This is a genomic window from Streptomyces sp. NBC_00400, from assembly GCF_036048035.1.
Lineage (GTDB): Bacteria > Actinomycetota > Actinomycetes > Streptomycetales > Streptomycetaceae > Streptomyces.
Map to the genome: position 1 here is coordinate 7,820,446 of NZ_CP107940.1, position 20,988 is coordinate 7,841,433.

General features: G+C 74.9%; 2 protein-coding genes. Both read left to right on the forward strand.

Annotation, left to right across the window (positions count from 1 at the left end):
* Nucleotides 1–11: 11 nt before the first annotated feature.
* Nucleotides 12–20,192 (forward strand): non-ribosomal peptide synthase/polyketide synthase, encoded by a 20,181-nt coding sequence (locus OHS81_RS34350; protein WP_328389828.1) that lies wholly within the window; start codon nucleotides 12–14, stop codon nucleotides 20,190–20,192.
* Between the two features lie 216 nt (nucleotides 20,193–20,408).
* Complete coding sequence (locus tag OHS81_RS34355; RefSeq protein WP_088796130.1) at nucleotides 20,409–20,612, forward strand: MbtH family protein; 204 nt, start codon at nucleotides 20,409–20,411, stop codon at nucleotides 20,610–20,612.
* Nucleotides 20,613–20,988: the final 376 nt, after the last annotated feature.

The following is a 20,988-nucleotide window of genomic DNA, read 5'->3' on the forward strand; positions in this document are numbered from 1 at the left end:
GGAACGACGACATGACGTCTTCGCATTCGAAGAAGGACCGTGCCGCGGCCCTGCCCCAGGAGTTGCAGGAGGCGCTGCGCCGCCGCCTGGCGGGCCAGGCCCCGCCGGCCGCCGCCAAGGCCCGGCAGCAGATCCCGCGCGCGGACCGGTCGCAGCCCCTGCCGCTCGCCTTCGCCCAGCAGCAGTTGTGGTTCCTGGACCAGCTCCGGCCCGGCGACTCCCGCTACAACAGCGCGGTCGCCCTGCGGCTGACCGGCCCGCTGGACCGTGCCGCGCTGTCCCGGGCGCTGGACGCCGTAGTGGAGCGGCACGAGTCCCTGCGGACCACGTTCGACGACATCGACGGCCGCCCCGTGCAGAAGGTGCACCCGGCCGCCCCCGTGCCGCTGCCGCTGCGCGACCTGAGGGAGGGGCACGGCCCCGTGGCCGGCCCGGGGGACCGGACCACGCAGGGCCCCGAAGCGTTGGACGACGTACTGCTGGCGGAGTACTCCCGCCCGTTCGACCTGCGCACCGGTCCACTGCTGCGGGCCCTGCTGATCCGCCTGGCCGACGACGCGCACGTCCTGCTGCTCACCGCGCACCACATCGTCACCGACGGCTGGTCCATGGGCGTGCTGCTGAACGAACTGTGCACGCTGTACGACGCGCAGGCCCACGGGGAGACCCCTGCGCTCGCCCCCGTCGCGACGCAGTACCCGGACTTCGCCGTATGGCAGCGCGAACGGCTGTCCGGCGCCCTGCTGGAGGAACAGCTCTCCTACTGGACCAAACAGCTCGACGGAACCGTGCCGCTGGAGCTGCCGCTCGACCGCCCCCGCAGCGGCGAGGAGGCGGGCGACGGCGCGGTCCACACGTTCCGGGTCCCGGCGGCCACGGCGGCCCGGCTGCGGGAGGTGGCGGCGCAGCAGCACACCACCCTGTTCGCGGCCCTGATCGCCGCCTGCCAGGCGCTGTTCGCCCGCTGGTCGGGCCAGGACGACATCGCCGTCGGCTCGCTGACCCCCGGCCGCGGACGCACCGAACTGGAGCGCGCGGTCGGCTTCTTCGTCAACACGGTCGTGCTGCGCGCCCCCGTCGACACCGCGCGCTCCTACCGCGAGCTGCTGGACGCCTCGGCCACCGCCGTCCTCGACGCCTTCGCCCACGGCGACACCCCCTTCGAGCGGGTGGTGGAGGCCGCGGGAGCGGTACGGGAGGCGGGCCGCAACCCGCTCTTCGACGTCATGGTCCTGCTCCACCCCGCGCCGCCAGCGGCCCCCGGCCTGCGGGACATCACGGCCGAGGCCACCGCCGTGCCCCGCCACGCGGCCACCTTCGACCTGAGCGTCGAGTTCGTCCCCGACGGGGACGAACTGACCGGCCTGCTGGAGTACCGCACCGACCTCTTCGACGCCGCCACCGCAGAGCGGATGGCCGGTCAACTGGTCCTGCTGCTCGGCGGAATCGCGGCCGAACCGGACCGTCCGCTGGGCGAACTGTCCCTGCTGTCGGAGCGGGAACGGCACCGGCTGACCACCGAATGGAACGACACCGCACTGGCCGTCGATCCCACCACCTACCCTGCCGCCTTCGAGGCGCAGACGGCCCGCACGCCGCACGCGACGGCACTGGTGGCCGGGGACACCACGCTGGACTACGCCACCCTCAACGCCCGCGCCAACCGGCTCGCCCACCACCTCATCGACCGCGGTGCCGGCCCCGAACAGCTCGTCGCGCTGCGGCTGCCGCGCACCGCCGACATGATCGTGGCGATCCTCGCCGTCCTCAAGACCGGTGCCGGATACCTGCCGGCCGACCCCGAACTGCCCGACGAGCGGCTGCAGTTCCTGGTGGCGGACGCCCGGCCGATGCTGGTGCTCGACGAGGCGGCGCTGGCCGACGTACCGGCACGGGCCCGTACGGGCGACCCCACCGATGCCGACCCCACTGATGCCGACCCCACCGACGCCAACCCCACCGATGCCGACCGCCGTGCGCCGCTGCACCCAGGCAACACCGCCTACGTCATCTACACCTCCGGGTCCACCGGCCGCCCCAAGGGCGTGTCCGTGGAACACCGTGCGCTGATGAACCTGCTGGCCGGCCACCGCAACGGCTTCGTCGCCGCGGCGGGCGGCGGCCCCCTGCGGGTCGCCCTGACCGCCTCGTTCTCCTTCGACACCTCCCTGGAGGGCGTGCTGCTGATGGCCGACGGCCACCGGCTGCACCTGGTCGACGAGACGACCCGGCTCGATCCGGCCGCCCTGGTCGAGTACGTCGTCGAGCACCGCATCGACTTCCTCGATCTGACCCCCTCCTACCTGCGCCAGCTCCTGCCCGCCGGGCTGCTCACCGACCCCCGCCACCACCCCCGGGTGCTGATGCTCGGCGGCGAGGCCGTCGGCCCCGCGCTGTGGCGGGAGCTCGCCGGGCTGGACGACGTCGCCGCCTACAACTTCTACGGTCCCACCGAGTGCACCGTCGACGCCCTGGCCTGCCGGATCGACGGCACCGCCCGGCCGGTGGTGGGCCGGCCGCTGGCCAATGTGCGCGCCCATGTCCTCGACGACCGTCTCCGGCCGGTGCCGCCCGGCGTCGGCGGCGAGCTGTATGTGGCGGGCGACCAGCTCGCCCGCGGCTATCTGCACCGCCCCGGCCTCACCGCAGCGCGGTTCGTGGCGGACCCGTTCGGGCCGCCCGGCAGCCGCCTGTACCGCACCGGCGACCTGGCCCGCTGGACCGCCGACGGACGGCTCGACTACCTCGGCCGCGTCGACGACCAGGTCAAGATCCGCGGCCACCGCATCGAGCCCGGTGAGATCGAGGCGGCGCTGCTGGCCCTGCCCGCCATCGCCGAGGCGGCCGTCGTCGCCGTCGCCGACGAGCGCGGCCACGCCCGCCTCGCCGCCTACCTGGTGCCCGCCGCCGGAAGCGGTGCGCCGGCCGTCTCCGAGCTGCGGACGGCCCTGGGGCGCACCCTGCCGGCCCACATGATGCCCGCCGCCTTCGTCGCCCTGGACGCCCTGCCGCTCACCACCAGCGGCAAGCTGGACCGCCGCGCGCTGCCCGCCCCCGACCTCGACGCGGCCCCGCGCGAGCGGGAGTTCGTGGCACCGCGCACCCCGGCCGAGCGGGAACTCGCCGGGATCTGGTCCGCCGTGCTCGGCCTCGCAGAGGTGGGCGTCACCGACAACTTCTTCGAACTCGGCGGCGACTCCATCCTCAGCATCCAGGCCGTCTCCCGGGCCCGCGCCGCCGGACTGCGTCTGACCTCCCGGGACGTCTTCCTGCACCAGACCGTCGCCGAGCTGGCCGCCGCCGTGGAGCTGCGCACCGCCCCGGCGCCCGCGGCGCGGCAGCCACACGACGCCGGACCGGCCCCGCTCACCCCCATCCAGGAGTGGTTCTTCGCCACCCACGGACCGCTGCGGCACTTTTGCCTGTCGATGCTGCTGGACCTGCCGCACGACGTCGACCCGGACGCCCTGGAGCGGGCCCTGTACCTCGTGGCCGCCCACCACCCGGCGCTGCGCACCCGGTTCGTCCGCACCGGCGACACCTGGCGCCAGCACCCCGTCGACGCCGTGGCACCCGGCCTCCTGACCAGCCACGACCTGTCCCGGGCCACCGGCGCCGCCCGCGACGCCGCGCGCACCGCCGCGGCCGACGCCGCCCGCGCGGACCTCGACCCCGCCACCGGCACCCTGCTGCGCGCCGCCCTGCTCCGCCCGGAGCCGGGCAGCCGGCCGCAACTGTTCCTGACGGCCCATCACCTCGCCGTCGACAGTGTCTCCTGGCGCATCCTGCTCGCCGACCTGGAGAGCGCCTACCGCCGGACCGCCGCCGGGGAGGCGGTGCAACTGGAGCCCGCCACCACGCCGTTCACCACCTGGGCGGCGCAGCTGGCCCGGCATGTGCAAGGCGGCGGATTCGACGGCGACCTGGCGTACTGGACGGCCGAGGCCGCGGTGGCGCGCACCCCGCTGCCGGTGGACCGCCCCGGTACCGCACTCGCCGGCTCGGTCCGCACCGTCCGCGCACGGCTCGACCGCGACACCACCGACGCCCTGCTGCGCCGGGTGCCCGGGGTCTACCGCACCCAGGTCAACGACGTCCTGCTGAGCGCGCTGGGCCGGGTGCTCGCCGACTGGGCGGACACGGACCGGGTGACGGTGGCCCTGGAAGGGCACGGCCGGGAGGACATCGACGCGCACGACGACCACGACGACGGCGCAGCATCCGGCTCCGCCGACACCGCCGACCTCTCCCGGACCGTCGGCTGGTTCACCACCCAGTACCCGGTCACCCTCACCTTGGACGGACCGTCGCGGGAGCCGGACTGGGGCGCGACCCTCAAGACGGTGAAGGAACAGCTGCGGGCCGTCCCCCGGCGCGGTCTCGGCTACGAGGCGACGGCCCGTCTGGGCTCACCGGACCCGGCCGCCCGCGCCCTGCGCGAACTGCCCCTGCCGCAGGTCTGCTTCAACTACCACGGCCAGTGGGAGAGCGCGCCCGGCCGGGACTTCGCGCCCGCCGGCGAGGTCCCCGGCCGCGACCTGGCCGCCGACGAACCGCTCGACCACCTGCTGGACGTCTCGGCCGTGGTGGCCGACGGCGTACTGGAGCTGACCTGGCACTACAGCGACCAGGTGCACGACGAGAGCACGGTACGGGAGCTGGCGGACGGCACGGCCCGGGCGCTGGCCGCGATCGCCGCCCACTGCGCACGGCCGGAGGCGGGCGGCCGCACCCCCTCCGACTTCCCCCTCGCCCGGCTGGACCAGGCCGGCGTGGACCGCCTGGCCGGGGACGGGCGCGCCGTCGAGGACATCCTTCCGCTCACCCCGCTCCAGGAAGGCATGCTCTTCCACCGCCTGATGGGCGGGTCCGATGACGTCTACCTCGACCAGGCGAGCCTGCTGCTGGACGGCGTCGCGGACCCGCGCGCCTTCGCCCGGGCCTGGCAGCGGGTCGTCGACCGGACGCCGGTGCTGCGCACCTCGGTCGTGTGGGAGGACGTGCCCGTCCCGCTCCAGATCGTGCACCGGCGGGTGACCGTGCCCACCGTCCACATCGACCGGCGCGGGCTTGACGACGCGCGACAGGCCGCCGAAGTCGCCCGGATCCAGGCCGAGGACCTGGCCCAGGGCCTGGACCTCGGCACACCGCCCCTGATGCGGCTCACCCTGATCCAGCTGCCCGGCGGCAGGCTGCGGCTGCTGTGGACCTCGCACCACCTGATCCTGGACGGCTGGAGCCTGGCGCAGGTGTTGACCGAGGTGTGCGAGGAGTACGCCGCCCTCGTCGCGGACCGCGCGCCGACGCCACCCGTGCGCCGCCCGTTCAGCGACTATGTGCGCTGGCTGTCCGGCCGGGACGGCCGCGAGGCGGAGGAGCACTGGCGCACCGTCCTCGCGGGCTTCGCCACCCCGACACCGCTGCCCTGCGACCGCCCGCCCCGCGAGGCGCACCGGGCCCGCTCCGCCGCGGTGCACACGGCGAGCCTGCCCGTCGAGCTCTCCCGTGAGCTGCTGCACACCGCCCGGCGCAGCGGACTGACCCTCAACACGGTCGTCCAGGGCGCCTGGGCGCTGCTGCTGGCGCGCTACAGCGGAGAGCAGGACGTGGTGTTCGGCACCACCGTCTCCGGCCGTCCGGACACCCTCCACGGCGTCGAGTCCATGGTGGGGATGTTCATCAACACCCTGCCCACCCGGGTACGGATCGACGAACGCCGCACCACTGCCGGCTGGCTGCGGGACCTCCAGGACGCCCAGTCCGAATCCCGGCGCTTCGAGGCCGTCTCGCTGGCCCAGCTGGCCTCGCTCAGCGACGTCCCGGCGGGCACCGCGCTGTTCGACAGCATGGTCGCCTTCGAGAACTACCCGTTCGACGACGCCCGGACGTCCGGCGCCGGGGTCCGCATCCTCGACGTCGCCTCGCGGGATGCGACCAACTTCCCGCTGGTCCTGCGTGCCCACCACAGCGACCGCCTCGGCTTCGACCTCGCCCACGACCCGGACCTCTTCGACCCCGGCACCGTCCGCGCGCTCGCCGACCGGCTGTGCCTGCTGCTCGCCGAGATCGCCGCCGGACCGGACCGGCCGCTGCGCGAGCTGGCGTGGACCACCGCGGAGGAACGCCGGCGGATGCTGGTGGACTGGAACGGCACGGAACACGGGCGGCCCGGGCAGACCCTGATCGACCTGTTCGAGGACCGGGCGGCCCGCACCCCCGACGCCCCCGCCCTCACCTGCGCGGGCACCACTGTGTCCTACGCCGAACTCGACGCGCGGGCAGGCCAACTGGCCCACCTGCTGGCCGGGACGGGAGCCGGCCCCGAGCGCTTCGTGGCACTCGCCCTGCCCCGCTCCCCGGAGATGATCGTGGCGATCGTCGCGGTGCTCAAGACCGGCGCCGCCTACCTGCCCGTCGACCCGGAGCTGCCCGAGGGCCGCATCGCCCACCTGCTCACCGACGCCGCGCCGGCCCTGCTGGTGACCACCGCTGCCGTCGCCGGACGGCTCGGGGACGCCACCTGCCCCCGGCTGCTCCTGGACGATCCCGAGGTCCGCGCCGACCTCGAACGGCGCCCCGCCACCGGCCCGGTACCTGCCCGCCGCCCGTTGCCGGAGCATCCCGCCTACGTCATCTACACCTCGGGCTCCACCGGCCTGCCCAAGGGCGTGGTCGTCCCGCACGCCAACGTGGTGCGGCTGTTCTCCCGCACCCAGGACCGGTTCCGCTTCGACGAGCACGACGTGTGGACGCTGTTCCACTCCTACGCCTTCGACTTCTCCGTCTGGGAGATCTGGGGCGCGCTGCTGCACGGCGGCCGGCTCGTCGTCGTCCCGCACGAGGTGACCCGTTCCCCCGAGGAGTTCCTGCGTCTGCTGGCCGACGAGCAGGTCACGGTGCTCAACCAGACGCCTTCGGCGTTCTATCCCCTGATGCGCGCCGACGCCGAACACCCCGGGACCGGGGCCCGGCTGGCCCTGCGGCGGGTGATCTTCGGCGGGGAGGCGCTGGACCCGGGTCGGCTCACCGACTGGTACGAACGGCACCCGGACACCGCGCCCGTCCTGGTCAACATGTACGGCATCACCGAAACCACCGTGCACGTCTCCTACGCGCCCCTCGACCACGCCACGGTCACCGCGGCCACCGGCAGCACCATCGGCCGCGGCATCCCCGACCTGCGTGTCCGGGTGCTCGACGGCCGCCTCGCCCCGGTGCCGCCCGGCGCCGTCGGCGAGCTGTACGTGGCGGGGGAGGGCCTGGCCCGCGGCTATCTGAACCGGCCCGGGCTGACCGCAGCGCGGTTCGTGGCGGACCCGTTCGGCCCGCCCGGCACCCGGATGTACCGCACCGGCGACCGGGCCCGCTGGCGGCCCGACGGCACCCTGGACTATCTCGGCCGGTCCGACCAGCAGGTCAAGATCCGCGGATTCCGGATCGAACCCGGCGAGATCGAGGCCGCCCTGACCGCTCACCCGGACGTCGCCGAGGCGGTGGTCGGGGTGCGCGAGGACACCCCCGGGGTGCGGCGGCTGGTGGCCCATGTCGTGGGCACCGGCCAGGACGCCCCGCCGTCCGCCGCCGCACTGCGCGCCCACCTGGCCCAGACCCTGCCTGCCCACATGGTGCCCGCCGCGTATGTCGCCCTGGACGCGCTGCCGCTGACCGTCAACGGCAAGCTCGACCACCGGGCCCTGCCCGCCCCCGGCCCGGCCGGCTTCGCCGCCGGCGAGGACCGCACCGCACCGCGCACCGAAGCGGAGCGCCTGGTGGCCCGGGTGTGGGCCGAGGTCCTGGACACCGGCGACATGGGGGTGGAGGACAGCTTCTTCGCCCTGGGCGGCGACTCGATCCTCGCCATCCGCGTCACTTCCCGCCTCCGCGCCGCCCTCGGTACCGAGGTCTCGCCCAGGCTGCTGTTCACCCACCCCACCGTCGCCGCCCTGGCCGCCGCCCTGCCCGGTCCGGCCGCGGCCGACCGGGCACCGGACGACGAGATCCCCGCGGCCGACCGCACCGCCGCGCTGCCCCTGTCGTTCCCCCAGCAACGCCTGTGGTTCCTGGACACCTTCGAGCCGGACAGCACCGCCTACGTCACCTTCTTCGTGCTGCGCCTGCGCGGCCCCCTCGACGAAGCGGCCCTGCGCACCGCCCTGGACGCCCTGGCGGCCCGGCACGAACCGCTGCGCACCACCTTCGCCGAACAGGACGGCCACGCCCGCCAGCAGGTCCACGCACCCGGCCCGGTCGACCTGCCGCTGGACGACCTGTCGGCCGTCCCGGCCCACGCCCGCGACGGCGCGCTCGACGCGCTGCTGTCCCGGGAGGGCGCCCTCCCGTTCGACCTGGCCAACGGGCCGCTGCTGCGGACCCGCCTGGTCCGGCTCACCGACGGCGAACACGTCCTGACCCTGGCCATGCACCACATCGTCACCGACGGCTGGTCCACCGCCGTGCTCGGCCGGGACCTGGGCGAGCTCTACGCGGCCGCCCTCCAGAACCGCCGCCCGGACCTGCCCGCACTGCCGCTCCAGTACGCCGACTACGCGGCCTGGCAACGGGCCCGCGCCGCCGACGCCGACGACACGCAACTCACCTACTGGCAGCGGAAGTTGTCCGATGTGACGCCGCTGGAGCTGCCCACCGACCGGCCGCGTCCCGCCGTCCGCACCGAGAACGGCGCCCTGCTGGAGTTCTCCCTGCCCGCCGCGCTGACCGACCGGCTGCGGGAGACCGGCCGCCGCGCCGATGCCACCCTCTACATGACCCTGCTCGCGGCCTGCAAGGTGCTGCTCGCCCGCTGGGCCGGCCAGGAGGACATCGCGGTCGGCACCGTGGCCTCCGGACGCGAACGCCCCGAACTGGAGCACCTGGTCGGGATGTTCGTGAACACCCTGGTACTGCGCAGCCGGGTGCCCGACGACCTGCCGTTCACCGCGCTGCTGTCCGGGGTGCGCGCCACCGTCCTGGACGCCTTCGCCCACCAGGACGTGCCCTTCGAGCAGCTTGTCGATGTGCTCCAGCCCGAACGCGACACCAGCCGCACCCCCCTCTTCCAGGTCATGGTCGCCCTGCACAACCTGGGCGGCGAGGCACCGCGCCTGCCGGGCCTCGACGTCGAGACCGTCCAGCCGCCCGGCCGGCACGCCGCCTTCGACCTCGGCTTCGACTTCGTGGAGCGCGACGGCGGCCTCACCGGCTACGTCGAGTACAACACCGACCTGTTCGACGCGGACACCGTCGAGCGGGCGACCGCCCGGCTGCGCCTGCTGCTGGAAGCGGTCGCGGACGACCCCGGCCGGGCGGTGGGCGACCTGCCGCTGCTGTCCGACGCGGAGCGGCAGCAGGTGCTGGCGGAGTGGCAGGGCGAGACCCTGCCCGTTCCGGACCGGACGTTCGTGGACCTCTTCGAGGCGCAGGCGGCGCGCACCCCGCACGCCACCGCCCTGGTGGCCCGGGACGCCACCCTCGACTTCGCCGCCCTCAACGACCGCGCCAACCGGCTGGCCCACCACCTCATCTCCCTCGGCGTCGGCCCGGAGCGGGTGGTCGCCGTCCAGCTTCCGCGCACCTCGGACATGCTGGTGGCGCTCCTCGCCGTCCTCAAGGCGGGCGGCACCCAGCTGTCCCTCGACCCCGAACTCCCCGCCGAACGACGCGCGTTCCTGCTCTCCGACGCCGCACCGCAGACCGTCCTGACCGCCGACACGCTGCGCGACGCCCCCCTGGACCGGCAGCCCGGCCACAACCCCACCGACGCCGACCGGACGTCACCCCTGTACGGCGCCCACACCGCCTACCTCAACTACACCTCCGGCTCCACCGGCCGGCCCAAGGGCGTCGCCGTCGAACACCGCCAGCTCGTCAACCTCTGCCACGACCACCTGGCCGGGCTCGTCACCCCGCACACCGCCGGCGGACGGCCGCTGCGCTTCGCACTGAGCGCCGCCTTCTCCTTCGACACCTCATGGGAAGGCCCGCTGCTGCTGGCGCTGGGCCAGGAGGTCCACCTCGTCGACGAGGACGTACGCCTGGACCCGGCCGCCTTCGTCCGCCAGGTCGCCGAAGGCCGCCTGGACTGCGTCAATGTGACACCGTCCTTCCTGCACGAGCTGCTGGCGGCCGGGCTGCTCACCGGCGGCCACCACCGCCCCCGGATCGTCATGGTCGGCGGCGAGGCCGTCGGCACCCCGCTGTGGCGGGAGCTGCGGGAGACCGAGGGCGTCACCGCGTACAACGTCTACGGCCCCACCGAGTGCACCGTCGACGCCGTGTACGGCCCCTTCGCCGGCCGCGTCGATGAAGTCGGCCACGCAGACCGCGCCGAGCGTCCCCTGATCGGCCGTCCGGGCCGCAACCTGCGCGCCTATGTGCTCGACGACGCCCTGCGGCCGGTCCCGGTCGGGGTGCCGGGGGAGCTGTACCTCGCCGGTGCCCAGGTCACCCGCGGCTACCTGGGACGCCCCGGGCTCACCGCCGGGCGCTTCGTCGCCGACCCGTTCGGCCCGCCCGGCACCCGGATGTACCGCACCGGCGACCGGGCTCGCTGGGACCGGCAGGGGCTGCTGGAGTACCTGGGGCGCACCGACGACCAGGTCAAGATCCGGGGCTTTCGCATCGAACCCGGCGAGATCGAGGCCGCCCTGCTCGGCGACCCCGCGGTGGCCGACGCCGTGGTGGTGGCCGCCGACCACGCGGGCCGGGCCCGGCTGGTGGCCTATGTGGTGCCCGCCGGGGCGCAGCCGCCCGCGGCCGAGGAGCTGCGGGTCCGGCTGCGCCGCACCCTGCCGGACTACATGGTCCCCGCGGTGTTCGTCCCCCTGGACCGGATCCCCAGGACCAGCAGCGGCAAGACCGACCGGCGCGCCCTGCCCGCGCCCCCCGACCGGCCCGACACCGCCACCCCGTACACGGCCCCGCGCACCGACACCGAGACCTGCCTCGCCGGCATCTGGGCGGAGGTGCTGGGCGTCCCCCGGGTCGGTGTCGAGGACAACTTCTTCGCCCTGGGCGGCGACTCGATCCTCAGCATCCAGATCGTCTCCCGGGCCCGCCGGGCCGGACTCGGCCTCACCTCCAAGGATGTCTTCCGCCACCAGACGATCGCCGAACTCGCCCTGCGCACCGCCGCCGTGAGCCCGCCGCCCGCCGACGTCCCCGCGGCGCCGGCCGGCCCCGCGCCGCTGACCCCCATCCAGCACTGGTACCTGGACGACCGCCGGCCCGGGGACGCGCTGCGCTTCACCATGACCAACCGGCTGGAGCTGGCCCCCCGGAGCGACGAGGCGGCGCTGCGGCGCGCGGCCGCCGCCCTGGTGGCCCGCCACGAGGCGCTGCGCACCCGCTTCCGCCGCACCGACGGCACCTGGCACCAGGAGGTACTGCCGACCGCCCCCGGGGACGTCTTCGCGCGCCACGACCTGACCGGTCTCGACGCTGCCGGGCGGGAGGAGGCCGTCCAGCGCGCGACCGACGCCGCCCAGTCCTCCCTCGACGTCACCGAAGGCCGGGTCGTACAGGTCCTGTACTTCGACTGCGGGCCCGACCTCCCCGCCCAACTCGTCGCCACCGTGCACCACTTGGTGGTCGACGGGGTCTCCTGGCGCATCCTGCTCGGCGACCTGGAGGCCGCCTACCGCGACGCCGCCGCCGGACGGGCGCCCGCCCTCGCCCCGGCGAGCAGCGGCTACGGACACTGGGCGGCCCGGCTGGAGCGGCACACCCGCTCCGGCGCCCTCGACGGCGACCTGGCGTACTGGACCCGGGCCTGCCGGGCCCCGGCCGGCCTCCCCGCCGACCGTCCGGGCCCCGACACCCACGGCACCGCCGCCACCCTCACCGTCCGCCTGGGCCGCGCCGAGACCGACGCCCTGCTGCGCCAGGTCCCCGACGCCTACCGCACCCAGGTCAACGACATCCTGCTCAGTGCCCTCGGCCGCACCCTGGCCCGCTGGAGCGGCCAGGACACCGTCCTGATCGGCGTGGAGGGCCACGGCCGCGAGGACCTCTTCGACGAACTGGACCTCTCCCGCACCGTCGGCTGGTTCACCGCCGAGTTCCCGCTCGCGCTGTCCGTCGCCCCGGACGCGGACTGGCGCGACACCGTCCGCTCCGTCAAGGAGCAGCTGCGCGCCGTGCCGCTGCGCGGCCTGAGCTACGGCGCGCTGCGCCACCTCCTGCCGCAGAGCCCGCTGCCCGCCGCACCGCAGCCGCGCATCGGCTTCAACTACCACGGCCAGTGGGACATCGCCTCCGCCGGCCGCCCCGACGACGACGGGCTGTACCGCGCCGCCCTGCCGCCGGCCGGCCAGGACACCGACCCCGACGAGACCCGCAGCTACCTGCTCGACGTGACCGGCGTGGTCCAGGACGGCCGGCTCGAACTCGGCTGGACCTACCCGCCCGCGGTGTACGACGAGTCCACCGTGCGCCGCCTCGCCGAGGACACCGTCGCGGCCCTGACCGAGATCGTCGCGCACTGCGCCCGGCCGGACACCGGCGGCCGCACCCCGTCCGACTTCCCGCTCGCCCGGCTCGACCAGCGCCAGGTGGACCTGGTCGCGGGCGACGGACGGGACGTGGCGGACATCCATCCGCTCACCCCGCTGCAGGCCGGCATGCTCTTCCACGGGCTGGTCGACTCGGCGGGCGCCTACTTCGACCAGATGGCCGTCCGGATCGCCGGGGCCGCCGACCCGCAGGCGTTCGCCGCGGCCTGGCAGCAGGTCGCCGACCACACCCCGGCGCTGCGCAGCAGCGTCCGCTGGCAGGGCCTGCCCGAGCCGGTGCAGGTCGTGCACCACCGCGCCGTCCTGCCCGTCACCCACCACGACTGGCGGACCCTGACCCCCGCCGAGCGCGACCGTGCGCTCGACCGGCTGCTCGCCGAGGACCGGGCGGCCGGGATGGAGGTGACCACCGCCCCGCTGAGCCGGATCGCGGTGGCCGCACTGCCCGGCGACGAGGTCCTGCTGGTGTGGTCCTCGCACCACCTGATGCTCGACGGCTGGAGCACCGGAGCGCTCTTCGCCGACGTGTGTGCGCAGTACGCGGCGACGGTCGAGGGACGCACCGTCCGCCCGCCGGCCCGCCGCCCGTTCCGCGACTTCCTGCAGTGGCTGGCACAGCAGGACGAGGAGGAGGCCGAGCGGCACTGGACCGGGACCCTCGCCGGGTTCACCGCCCGGACCCCGCTGCCCTACGACCGGCCGCCCGTCGAGGCGCACCGCGCCCGGTCGAATGCGCTGGTGCACATGGAGCTGACCCCCGAGGTCTCCGACCGGCTGCGTGAGACCGCCGGGCGCAACGGCCTGACCGTCAACACGGTGGTGCAGGGTGCCTGGGCGCTGCTGCTGGCGCGCTACAGCGGCCGTCAGGACGTGGTGTTCGGCACCACGGTCTCGGGCCGCCCGGCCGAACTGCCGGGTGTGGAGTCCATGGTCGGCATGTTCATCAACACCGTGCCGACCCGCGCCCGGACCGACGGCGACCAGGGGATCCTGCCCTGGCTGCGCGACCTCCAGGACCGGCAGAGCGAATCGCGGCGCTTCGACTTCGTCTCCCTCGCCCGCATCCAGGCCCTCAGCGAACTGCCGCCGGGGGAAGCGCTGTTCGACAGCATGATGGTCTTCGAGAACTACCCCTTCGACGAGGCGGCCGCCGCCGACGCGGGCATCCGCATCCGGGACGTACGCGCCGAGGACGCCACCAACTTCCCGCTGTGCCTGCGCGCCTACCTCGCCGACCGCCTCGGCTTCGACCTCGCCTATGACGGGGCGCTGTTCGACCGTACGACGGTGGAGCGGGCCGCGGCCCACCTGGAGACCCTGCTGACCGCGCTCGCCGACGGCACCGACCGCTCCCTGGACGACCTGGGCCTGCTCACCGCCGCCGACCGCGCGGTCCTGCACCGGTGGAACACCACCGCACGCCCCGCCGCGGGCGGCTCGCCGGTGGACCTGTTCGCCGACCAGGCGCGCCGCACCCCGGACGCGGTCGCCCTCGCCGAGGTGGACGGCCAAGAGGTGACGTACCGTCAACTCGCCGACTGGTCGGACCGGGTGGCCGCCCGGCTCCTGGCGGACGGCCTCGCCCCCGAGGGCCGGGTCGCGCTGCTCATGGACCGCTCGGCAGCCCTCGTGGTGGCCCAGCTGGCGGTGCTCAAGGCGGGCGGGGCATATGTACCCGTGGACGGCCGCGCCCCGGAGGAGCGCCGGCGGATGCTGCTCGACCGGGCGGAAGCGACGGCCCGGCTGACCGCCGAGGACGTGGCCGCCGCACGCACCGCCGAACCGGCCGCCGCACCCGCTGTGCCGCCCGCCGACCCGGACCGGCTCGCCTACGTGATGTTCACCTCCGGGTCGACCGGCACCCCCAAGCCCGTGGGGGTGCGCCACCGCGATGTGGCGGCGCTCGCCACCGACAGCCGCTTCACCGGCCCCGGCTGCGCACGGGTCCTGCTGCACTCACCGGTGGCCTTCGACGCCGCCACCTTCGAGGTCTGGGCGCCGCTGCTGAACGGCGGACGCGTCGTGGTGGCCCCGGCGGGTGCCGTGGACGCGGGCCTGCTGCGGCGGCTGGCCGCCGGGGGAGAGGTGACGGCCTTGTGGCTGACGGCCGGACTCTTCCGGCTGCTGGCCCAGGACGCGCCCGACTGCTTCGACGGGCTGCACCAGGTGTGGACCGGCGGCGACGTGGTCCCGGCCGCCGCCGTGCGCCGGGTACTGGCCGCCTGCCCCGGCCTGACCGTGGTGGACGGCTACGGACCGACCGAGACCACGACCTTTGCGACCTCCTTCGCCATGACCGACGCCGCTGCGGTGCCCGGCACCGTGCCCGTCGGCCACCCGCTGGACGACATGCGCGTCCATGTCCTCGACGCACGGTTGCGGCCCGTACCACCGGGCACTGCGGGTGAACTCTTCCTGGCGGGCGAGGGCGTGGCCCGCGGCTACCTCGGCCGTCCCGGCGCGACCGCGGACCGGTTCGTCGCGGACCCCTTCGGTCCGCCCGGCGGCCGGATGTACCGCACCGGGGACCTGGCCCGCCGGCGGCTCGACGGCACGGTGGAATTCCTCGGCCGCGCCGACGACCAGGTCAAGATCCGGGGCTTCCGCGTCGAACCCGGTGAAGTGGAGGGCGCACTGGCGGCCCACCCCGGCGTCGCGGACGTGGCGGTGGTGGCCCGCGAGGAACGGCCCGGAACCAAGCGGCTCGTCGCCTACGTGGTGGGCCACGACGGCCTCGACGTCGAGGCGCTGCGCGCCCACGCCGGGCAGACGCTGCCCGACTACCTGGTTCCCACGGCATTCGTGCCGCTGGCGGCGCTGCCGCTCAGCGCCAACGGCAAGGTGGACCGCGCGGCCCTGCCCGCACCCGCCGCCGGCACCGGCCGTCCGGAGCCGGTCGCCCCGCGCACCGAGGCCGAGCGCCGCACGGCCGAGGTCTGGGCCGAAGTGCTCGGCGTGGCGGACGTCGGTGTGGAGGACGACTTCTTCGCACTCGGCGGCGACTCGATCCTGAGCATCCGGCTGGCCTCCCGGCTGGCGGAGGCGTTCGGGGCCGAAGTGACCCCGCGCGCGGTGTTCACCCACCCGACCCCGGCCGCGCTCGCCGCGCTGCTGGCACAAGGGGAGAGTGCCCCCGCGGGCCACGGCGCCATCCTCCCGGCCTCCCGGGACACCGCACCGCCGCTGTCCTTCGCCCAGCAACGCCTGTGGTTCCTCGACGCGTTCGCGCCCGGCAGCACCGAGTACATCACCCCGCTGGCACTGCGCCTGCGCGGCCGGCTCGACACCGCAGCGCTCGGCGCCGCCCTGACCGCGCTGGCGGCCCGGCACGAATCGCTGCGCACCACCTTCGACTCCGAGGACGGCCAGGGCATCCAGGTCATCCACCCGCCCCAGGACGTGCCGCTGCCGCTGCACGACCTGTCGGCGCTGCCCGCTGGCGACCGCACGGCGGAGCTGGAGAGGCTGCTGGCCGAGGACCGCACCCGCCCCTTCGACCTGCGCCAGGGCCCCTTGCTGCGGGCCCAGTTGGTCCGGCCGGCGGACGACGACCACGTCCTGACGCTGACCCTGCACCACATCATCACCGACGGCTGGTCCACCGCGGTCCTCACCGGCGACCTGGCCCACCTCTACCGGGCCGCGCTCGGTGCCACCACGGCCGAACTGCCGCCACTGCCCGTGCAGTACGCCGATGTCGCCCACTGGCAGCGCACCGCACACGGCGCCGCCGCCGAGGAGCAACTGCGCTACTGGCAGCAGCGCCTGACCGGCGTCGAACCGCTGAACCTGCCCACCGACCGGCCCCGCCCGGCCGTACAGACCAGGAACGGCGCGACGGCCCCGCTCGTCCTCGCACCCGAAACGGCCCGCAGACTGGCGGAGTTCGGCCGGGCCCGGCAGACCACCCTGTTCACCACGCTGATCGCCGCCGCGCAGACCCTCTTCGCGCGGCTGTCCGGACAGCACGACATCGCCGTCGGAACCGTCACCTCCGGCCGCGACCGCGCCGAGACCCAGCGCCTGATCGGCTTCTTCGTCAACACGCTGGTCCTGCGCTCGACCGTCGATCCCGACCAGGCCTTCCCCGCTTTCCTGGCGCAGGTCCGGGAGACGGTACTGGACGCCTTCGCGCACCAGGACGTGCCGTTCGAGCAGGTGGTGGACGAGGTCCAGCCCGTCCGCGACACCAGCCGCACCCCGCTCTTCCAGGCCATGGTCGTGCTCCAGAACGCGCCCGGCGCGGCACTGGACCTGCCGGGTCTCCAGGTGAGCGACATCGAGCCGGACACCCACCACGCCGGCTTCGACATCACCCTGGAGTTCGCCGAAACCGACACCGGCGCCCTGCACGGGCTGCTCACCTACAACACCGACCTGTTCGACGCCGCCACCGCCGAGCGGATGGCCGACCAGCTCACCACCCTGCTGACCGGCATCGCCGAGAACCCGCACCGTCCCCTCGGTGCCCTGCCGCTCGCCCCGGACGATGCACTGCGCCGCCTGCTGGCCCACGGACGCGGCACCGCCCGCCCCGTGCGCCCGGCCACCCTGCCCGAGCTGTTCCAGCGGCAGGCGGCCCGGACACCCGATGCGGTGGCGCTCGCCGACAGCGCGCGCGAGCTGACGTACGCGGAGCTGGAGCGCGCGGCGAACCGGCTGGCACACCATCTGATCGGCCGCGGGGTCGGTCCCGAGGACGTGGTGGCGCTGGCGCTGCCCCGCTCGGCGGAGACCGTGGTGGCCCAACTGGCCGTGGCCAAGGCCGGCGGCGCCTTCCTGCCCGTGGACCCGGCGTACCCGGCCGAGCGGCGCGACTTCATGGTGCGCGACGCGGCGGCCGCCGTGGTCCTCGACGACCCGGCCGCCATCTGGCGAAGCGACGGCCCCGACTCCGCGCCCACCGACGCGGACCGCCGCGCGCCGCTGACGGAGGCGCACCCCGCCTACGTCATCTACACCTCCGGCTCGACCGGCACCCCCAAGGCCGTAGTGGTCACGCACACCGGACTCGCCGGCTTCGCCTCGGCCGCCGCCGAGCGGTACGAAGTGCGCCCGGGCGACCGGGTCCTCCAGTTCGCCTCGCCCAGCTTCGACGCCTCCGTACTGGAGCTGTGCCTCTCCCTGCTCGCCGGCGCCACGCTGGTCGCGGGGGAGGAGGGGCCGCTGCTCGGCGACCGGCTGGCCCAGGTGCTCGCCGAGCGGCGGATCACCCACGCCCTGATCCCGCCCGCCGCCCTGGTCACCGTGCCGCCCGAGGCCGCCGACGCGCTGCCCGGCCTGCGCACCCTGATCGTCGGCGCCGAGGCCTGCCCCGCCGACCTGGTGGCGCGCTGGGCCCCCGGCCGCCGCATGATCAACTCCTATGGCCCGACCGAGGCGACGGTGGTGTCCACCTGGACCGGCCCGCTGGCCCCGGAAGCGGGCGCCCCGCCCATCGGCCGCCCCCTCGGCAACAGCCGGGCGTACGTCCTGGACGCCGCCCTGCGCCCCGTACCGGTCGGGGTGACCGGTGAGCTGTACGTCGCCGGGCCCGGGCTCGCCCGTGGATACCTGGCACGCCCGGCCCTGACCGCGGCCCGGTTCGTCGCCGACCCGTTCGGCGCTCCGGGCGAACGGATGTACCGCACCGGCGACCTGGCGCGCTGGGGCGCCGACGGTGACCTGCGCTACGCCGGACGCGCCGACGACCAGGTCAAGGTGCGCGGCATCCGCATCGAGCCCGGCGAGATCGAGAGCGCACTGCGCCGCAGCCCCCACGTACGGGACGCGGTGGTCGCCGTACGCGCCGCGGCCGGCCACCACCCCACCGGCCCCGCACGGCTGGTCGCCTACGTCGTCCCGTCCGGCGTCCCGTCCGACGCGCCGTCCGACGCTCCGTCCGACCGCGCCCCGGAGTCGCTGCCTGTCCCGGAGCCGCTGCCCGTCCCGGAGCTGCGCGAGCACCTGGCCCGCCTCCTGCCCCCGCACATGGTCCCGTCGGTGTTCGTCCCCCTGTCCCGGCTGCCGCTCACCCCGAACGGCAAGACCGACCGGCGCGCCCTGCCCGACCCCGACCCGGCCTCCGGTGCCACCGGCCCGCACCTCGCGCCGCGCACCGACACCGAACGCCGGATCGCACAGATCTGGGCCGATGTGCTCGGCCTCGACACCGTCGGCGCCGAGGACAACTTCTTCGACCTCGGCGGCGACTCGATCCTGAGCATGCAGGTGGTGTCGCGGCTGCGCCGGGCCGGACTGCACCTGGCCACCAAGGACCTGTTCACCCACCAGACGGTCGCGGCCCTGGCCACCGTCGTCACCACCGGCCCGGACCGGACCGACAGTGGTCCGGTGACCGGCGACCTGCCGCTCACCCCCATCCAGCAGTGGTTCCTCGCCACCCCCCGCGCCAACCACCACCACTTCAACCAGTCCGCGCTGCTCGAACTCGACGGCACCCCCGACCCGGCCGCCCTCCAGGCAGCGCTGACCGCCCTGCTGGAGCACCACGACGCGCTGCGTATGCGGTTCACCGAGGACGGCGGCCGATGGCACCAGCACAACCCGCCGCCCTCGGAGCCGCACGGCCTCCTCACCCGGCACGACCTGACCGGTCTGCCGCCCGACGAGGCCGACACCGCCATGGAGAAGGCGGCCGACGACCTGCACACCGGCTTCGACATCGGCCGGGGCCCCCTGCTCCGGGCGGCGCTGTTCACCGGTGACCCGGACCGTCCCGCCTTCCTGCTCCTGGTGGCCCACCACCTGGTCGTCGACGCGGTGTCCTGGCGCATCCTGCTGGACGATCTGGAGACCGCCTACCACCAGGCCACGGCGGGGCAGGCCATCACGCTCGACGAGCGCACCACCGCCTTCCGGGACTGGGCCACGGGCCTGGCCGCCCATGTTGCCGAAGGCGGTCTGGACCACGAACTCCCGTACTGGGAGGAGGCGGTGACCTCCGCCCCGCTGCCCGTCGACCACGACTCCGGCACCCCGTCGGGCGCGTCCCGCACGGTCTCCGTGACCCTCGACGAGGCGGACACCACGGCGCTGCTGCGCGCCGCCCCCACCGCCTACCGCACCCGCATCAACGACGTCCTGCTGGCCGCCCTGGCCCTGGCGCTGGCCCGCTGGACCGGTCGCGACCGGGTCTGCATCGACCTCGAAGGGCACGGCCGTGAGGACGTCCTGGACGGGGTCGACCTCTCCCGTACGGTCGGCTGGTTCACCACCGTCTACCCGGTCGGCCTCCAGGTGTCCGATCCCGCCGGGCTCGGCTCCTCCCGGGACTGGCGGGCCCTGGTCAAATCGGTCCGGCGCCAACTGCGCGCCGTCCCCGGCAACGGTCTCGGCTTCGGCGCCCTGCGCACCCACGGCCCCGCCGAGGTGCGCGAACGGCTGGACCGCACCGGCCGCGGGCAGATCGTGTTCAACTACCTGGGCCAGTGGGACGCGCGGCCCGGCGGCCCCTCCGGGGCACTCGTCCGCGCCGAACACGGTTCCTTCGGCCAGGACCACGACCCCCGCGACGGCGGTTCCCACCTGCTGGAGGCCGTCGGCGCGGTGCAGGACGGCCGGCTCGCCTTCACCTGGCACTACCGCCCCGACGTGCACGAGGAGACCACCGTACGAGCGGTGGCGGAGGACTTCGCCGAAGCCCTCCGCCGGATCGCCCAGCACGCCCGGGACAGCGCATGAGGGGCCGGCAGGCCGGGCTGTCCATGCCCGCACCGCACCGCGTACGGCGGATTTCCGAAAGGCCCTTCGTACACCGGCCGTTGACGGCACCCTGAAGGAGATCAACTGCCCGACGAATCGGTCCGACGCGACCGCCCGACGAGCCCTGCCGGTCAACAAGCCCAGCCCGACCCAGCCCAACTCAACTCAACTCAACCGATGATGGGAGAGCGTGACATGGACGAGAACGCCCGCTACCAGGTGCTGCGCAACGACGAGGACCAGTACTCGCTGTGGCTGGCCGACCTGGAGGTCCCCGACGGCTGGCACGCCGTGGGCAAGGAGGGCACCCAGGACGAGTGCTCCGCCTACGTCGACGAGGTCTGGACCGACATGCGCCCCCGCAGCCTGCGCGAACGGATGGACCGCGCCGCCTCCTGACCGATCCGCCCCGCAGGGCCGCGGCCGACCGCCGCGCGCCCTGCCCCTTCCCGCATCACCCTCCGTGCGGGCCGCGACCACGAGCCACCGGCCGGCGCGGCCCGCACGGCCGTTCACCGCTTTCCTCTTGCGGCCGCGCTTTCCCGGGCGTTGAGCCGCCGTGCCTGCCGCGCGCCGCGCCGCGAACTGCGCCGCCCGCCGCGCAGCCTTTTGAGTTGCCGGGCCGCCCCGCGGCCTTCCGCTTCGTCCGGCCGCCGAAGAATCCTCGCTGCTCACCGCCGACGAAAACGATTTCCCGGTGGCTGCTTCGGATTTCCCCCGGTCACAGCCCTGCGGCCGGCATCCCGTTGTCCATAGCAAATGGCAGGGTACGCCT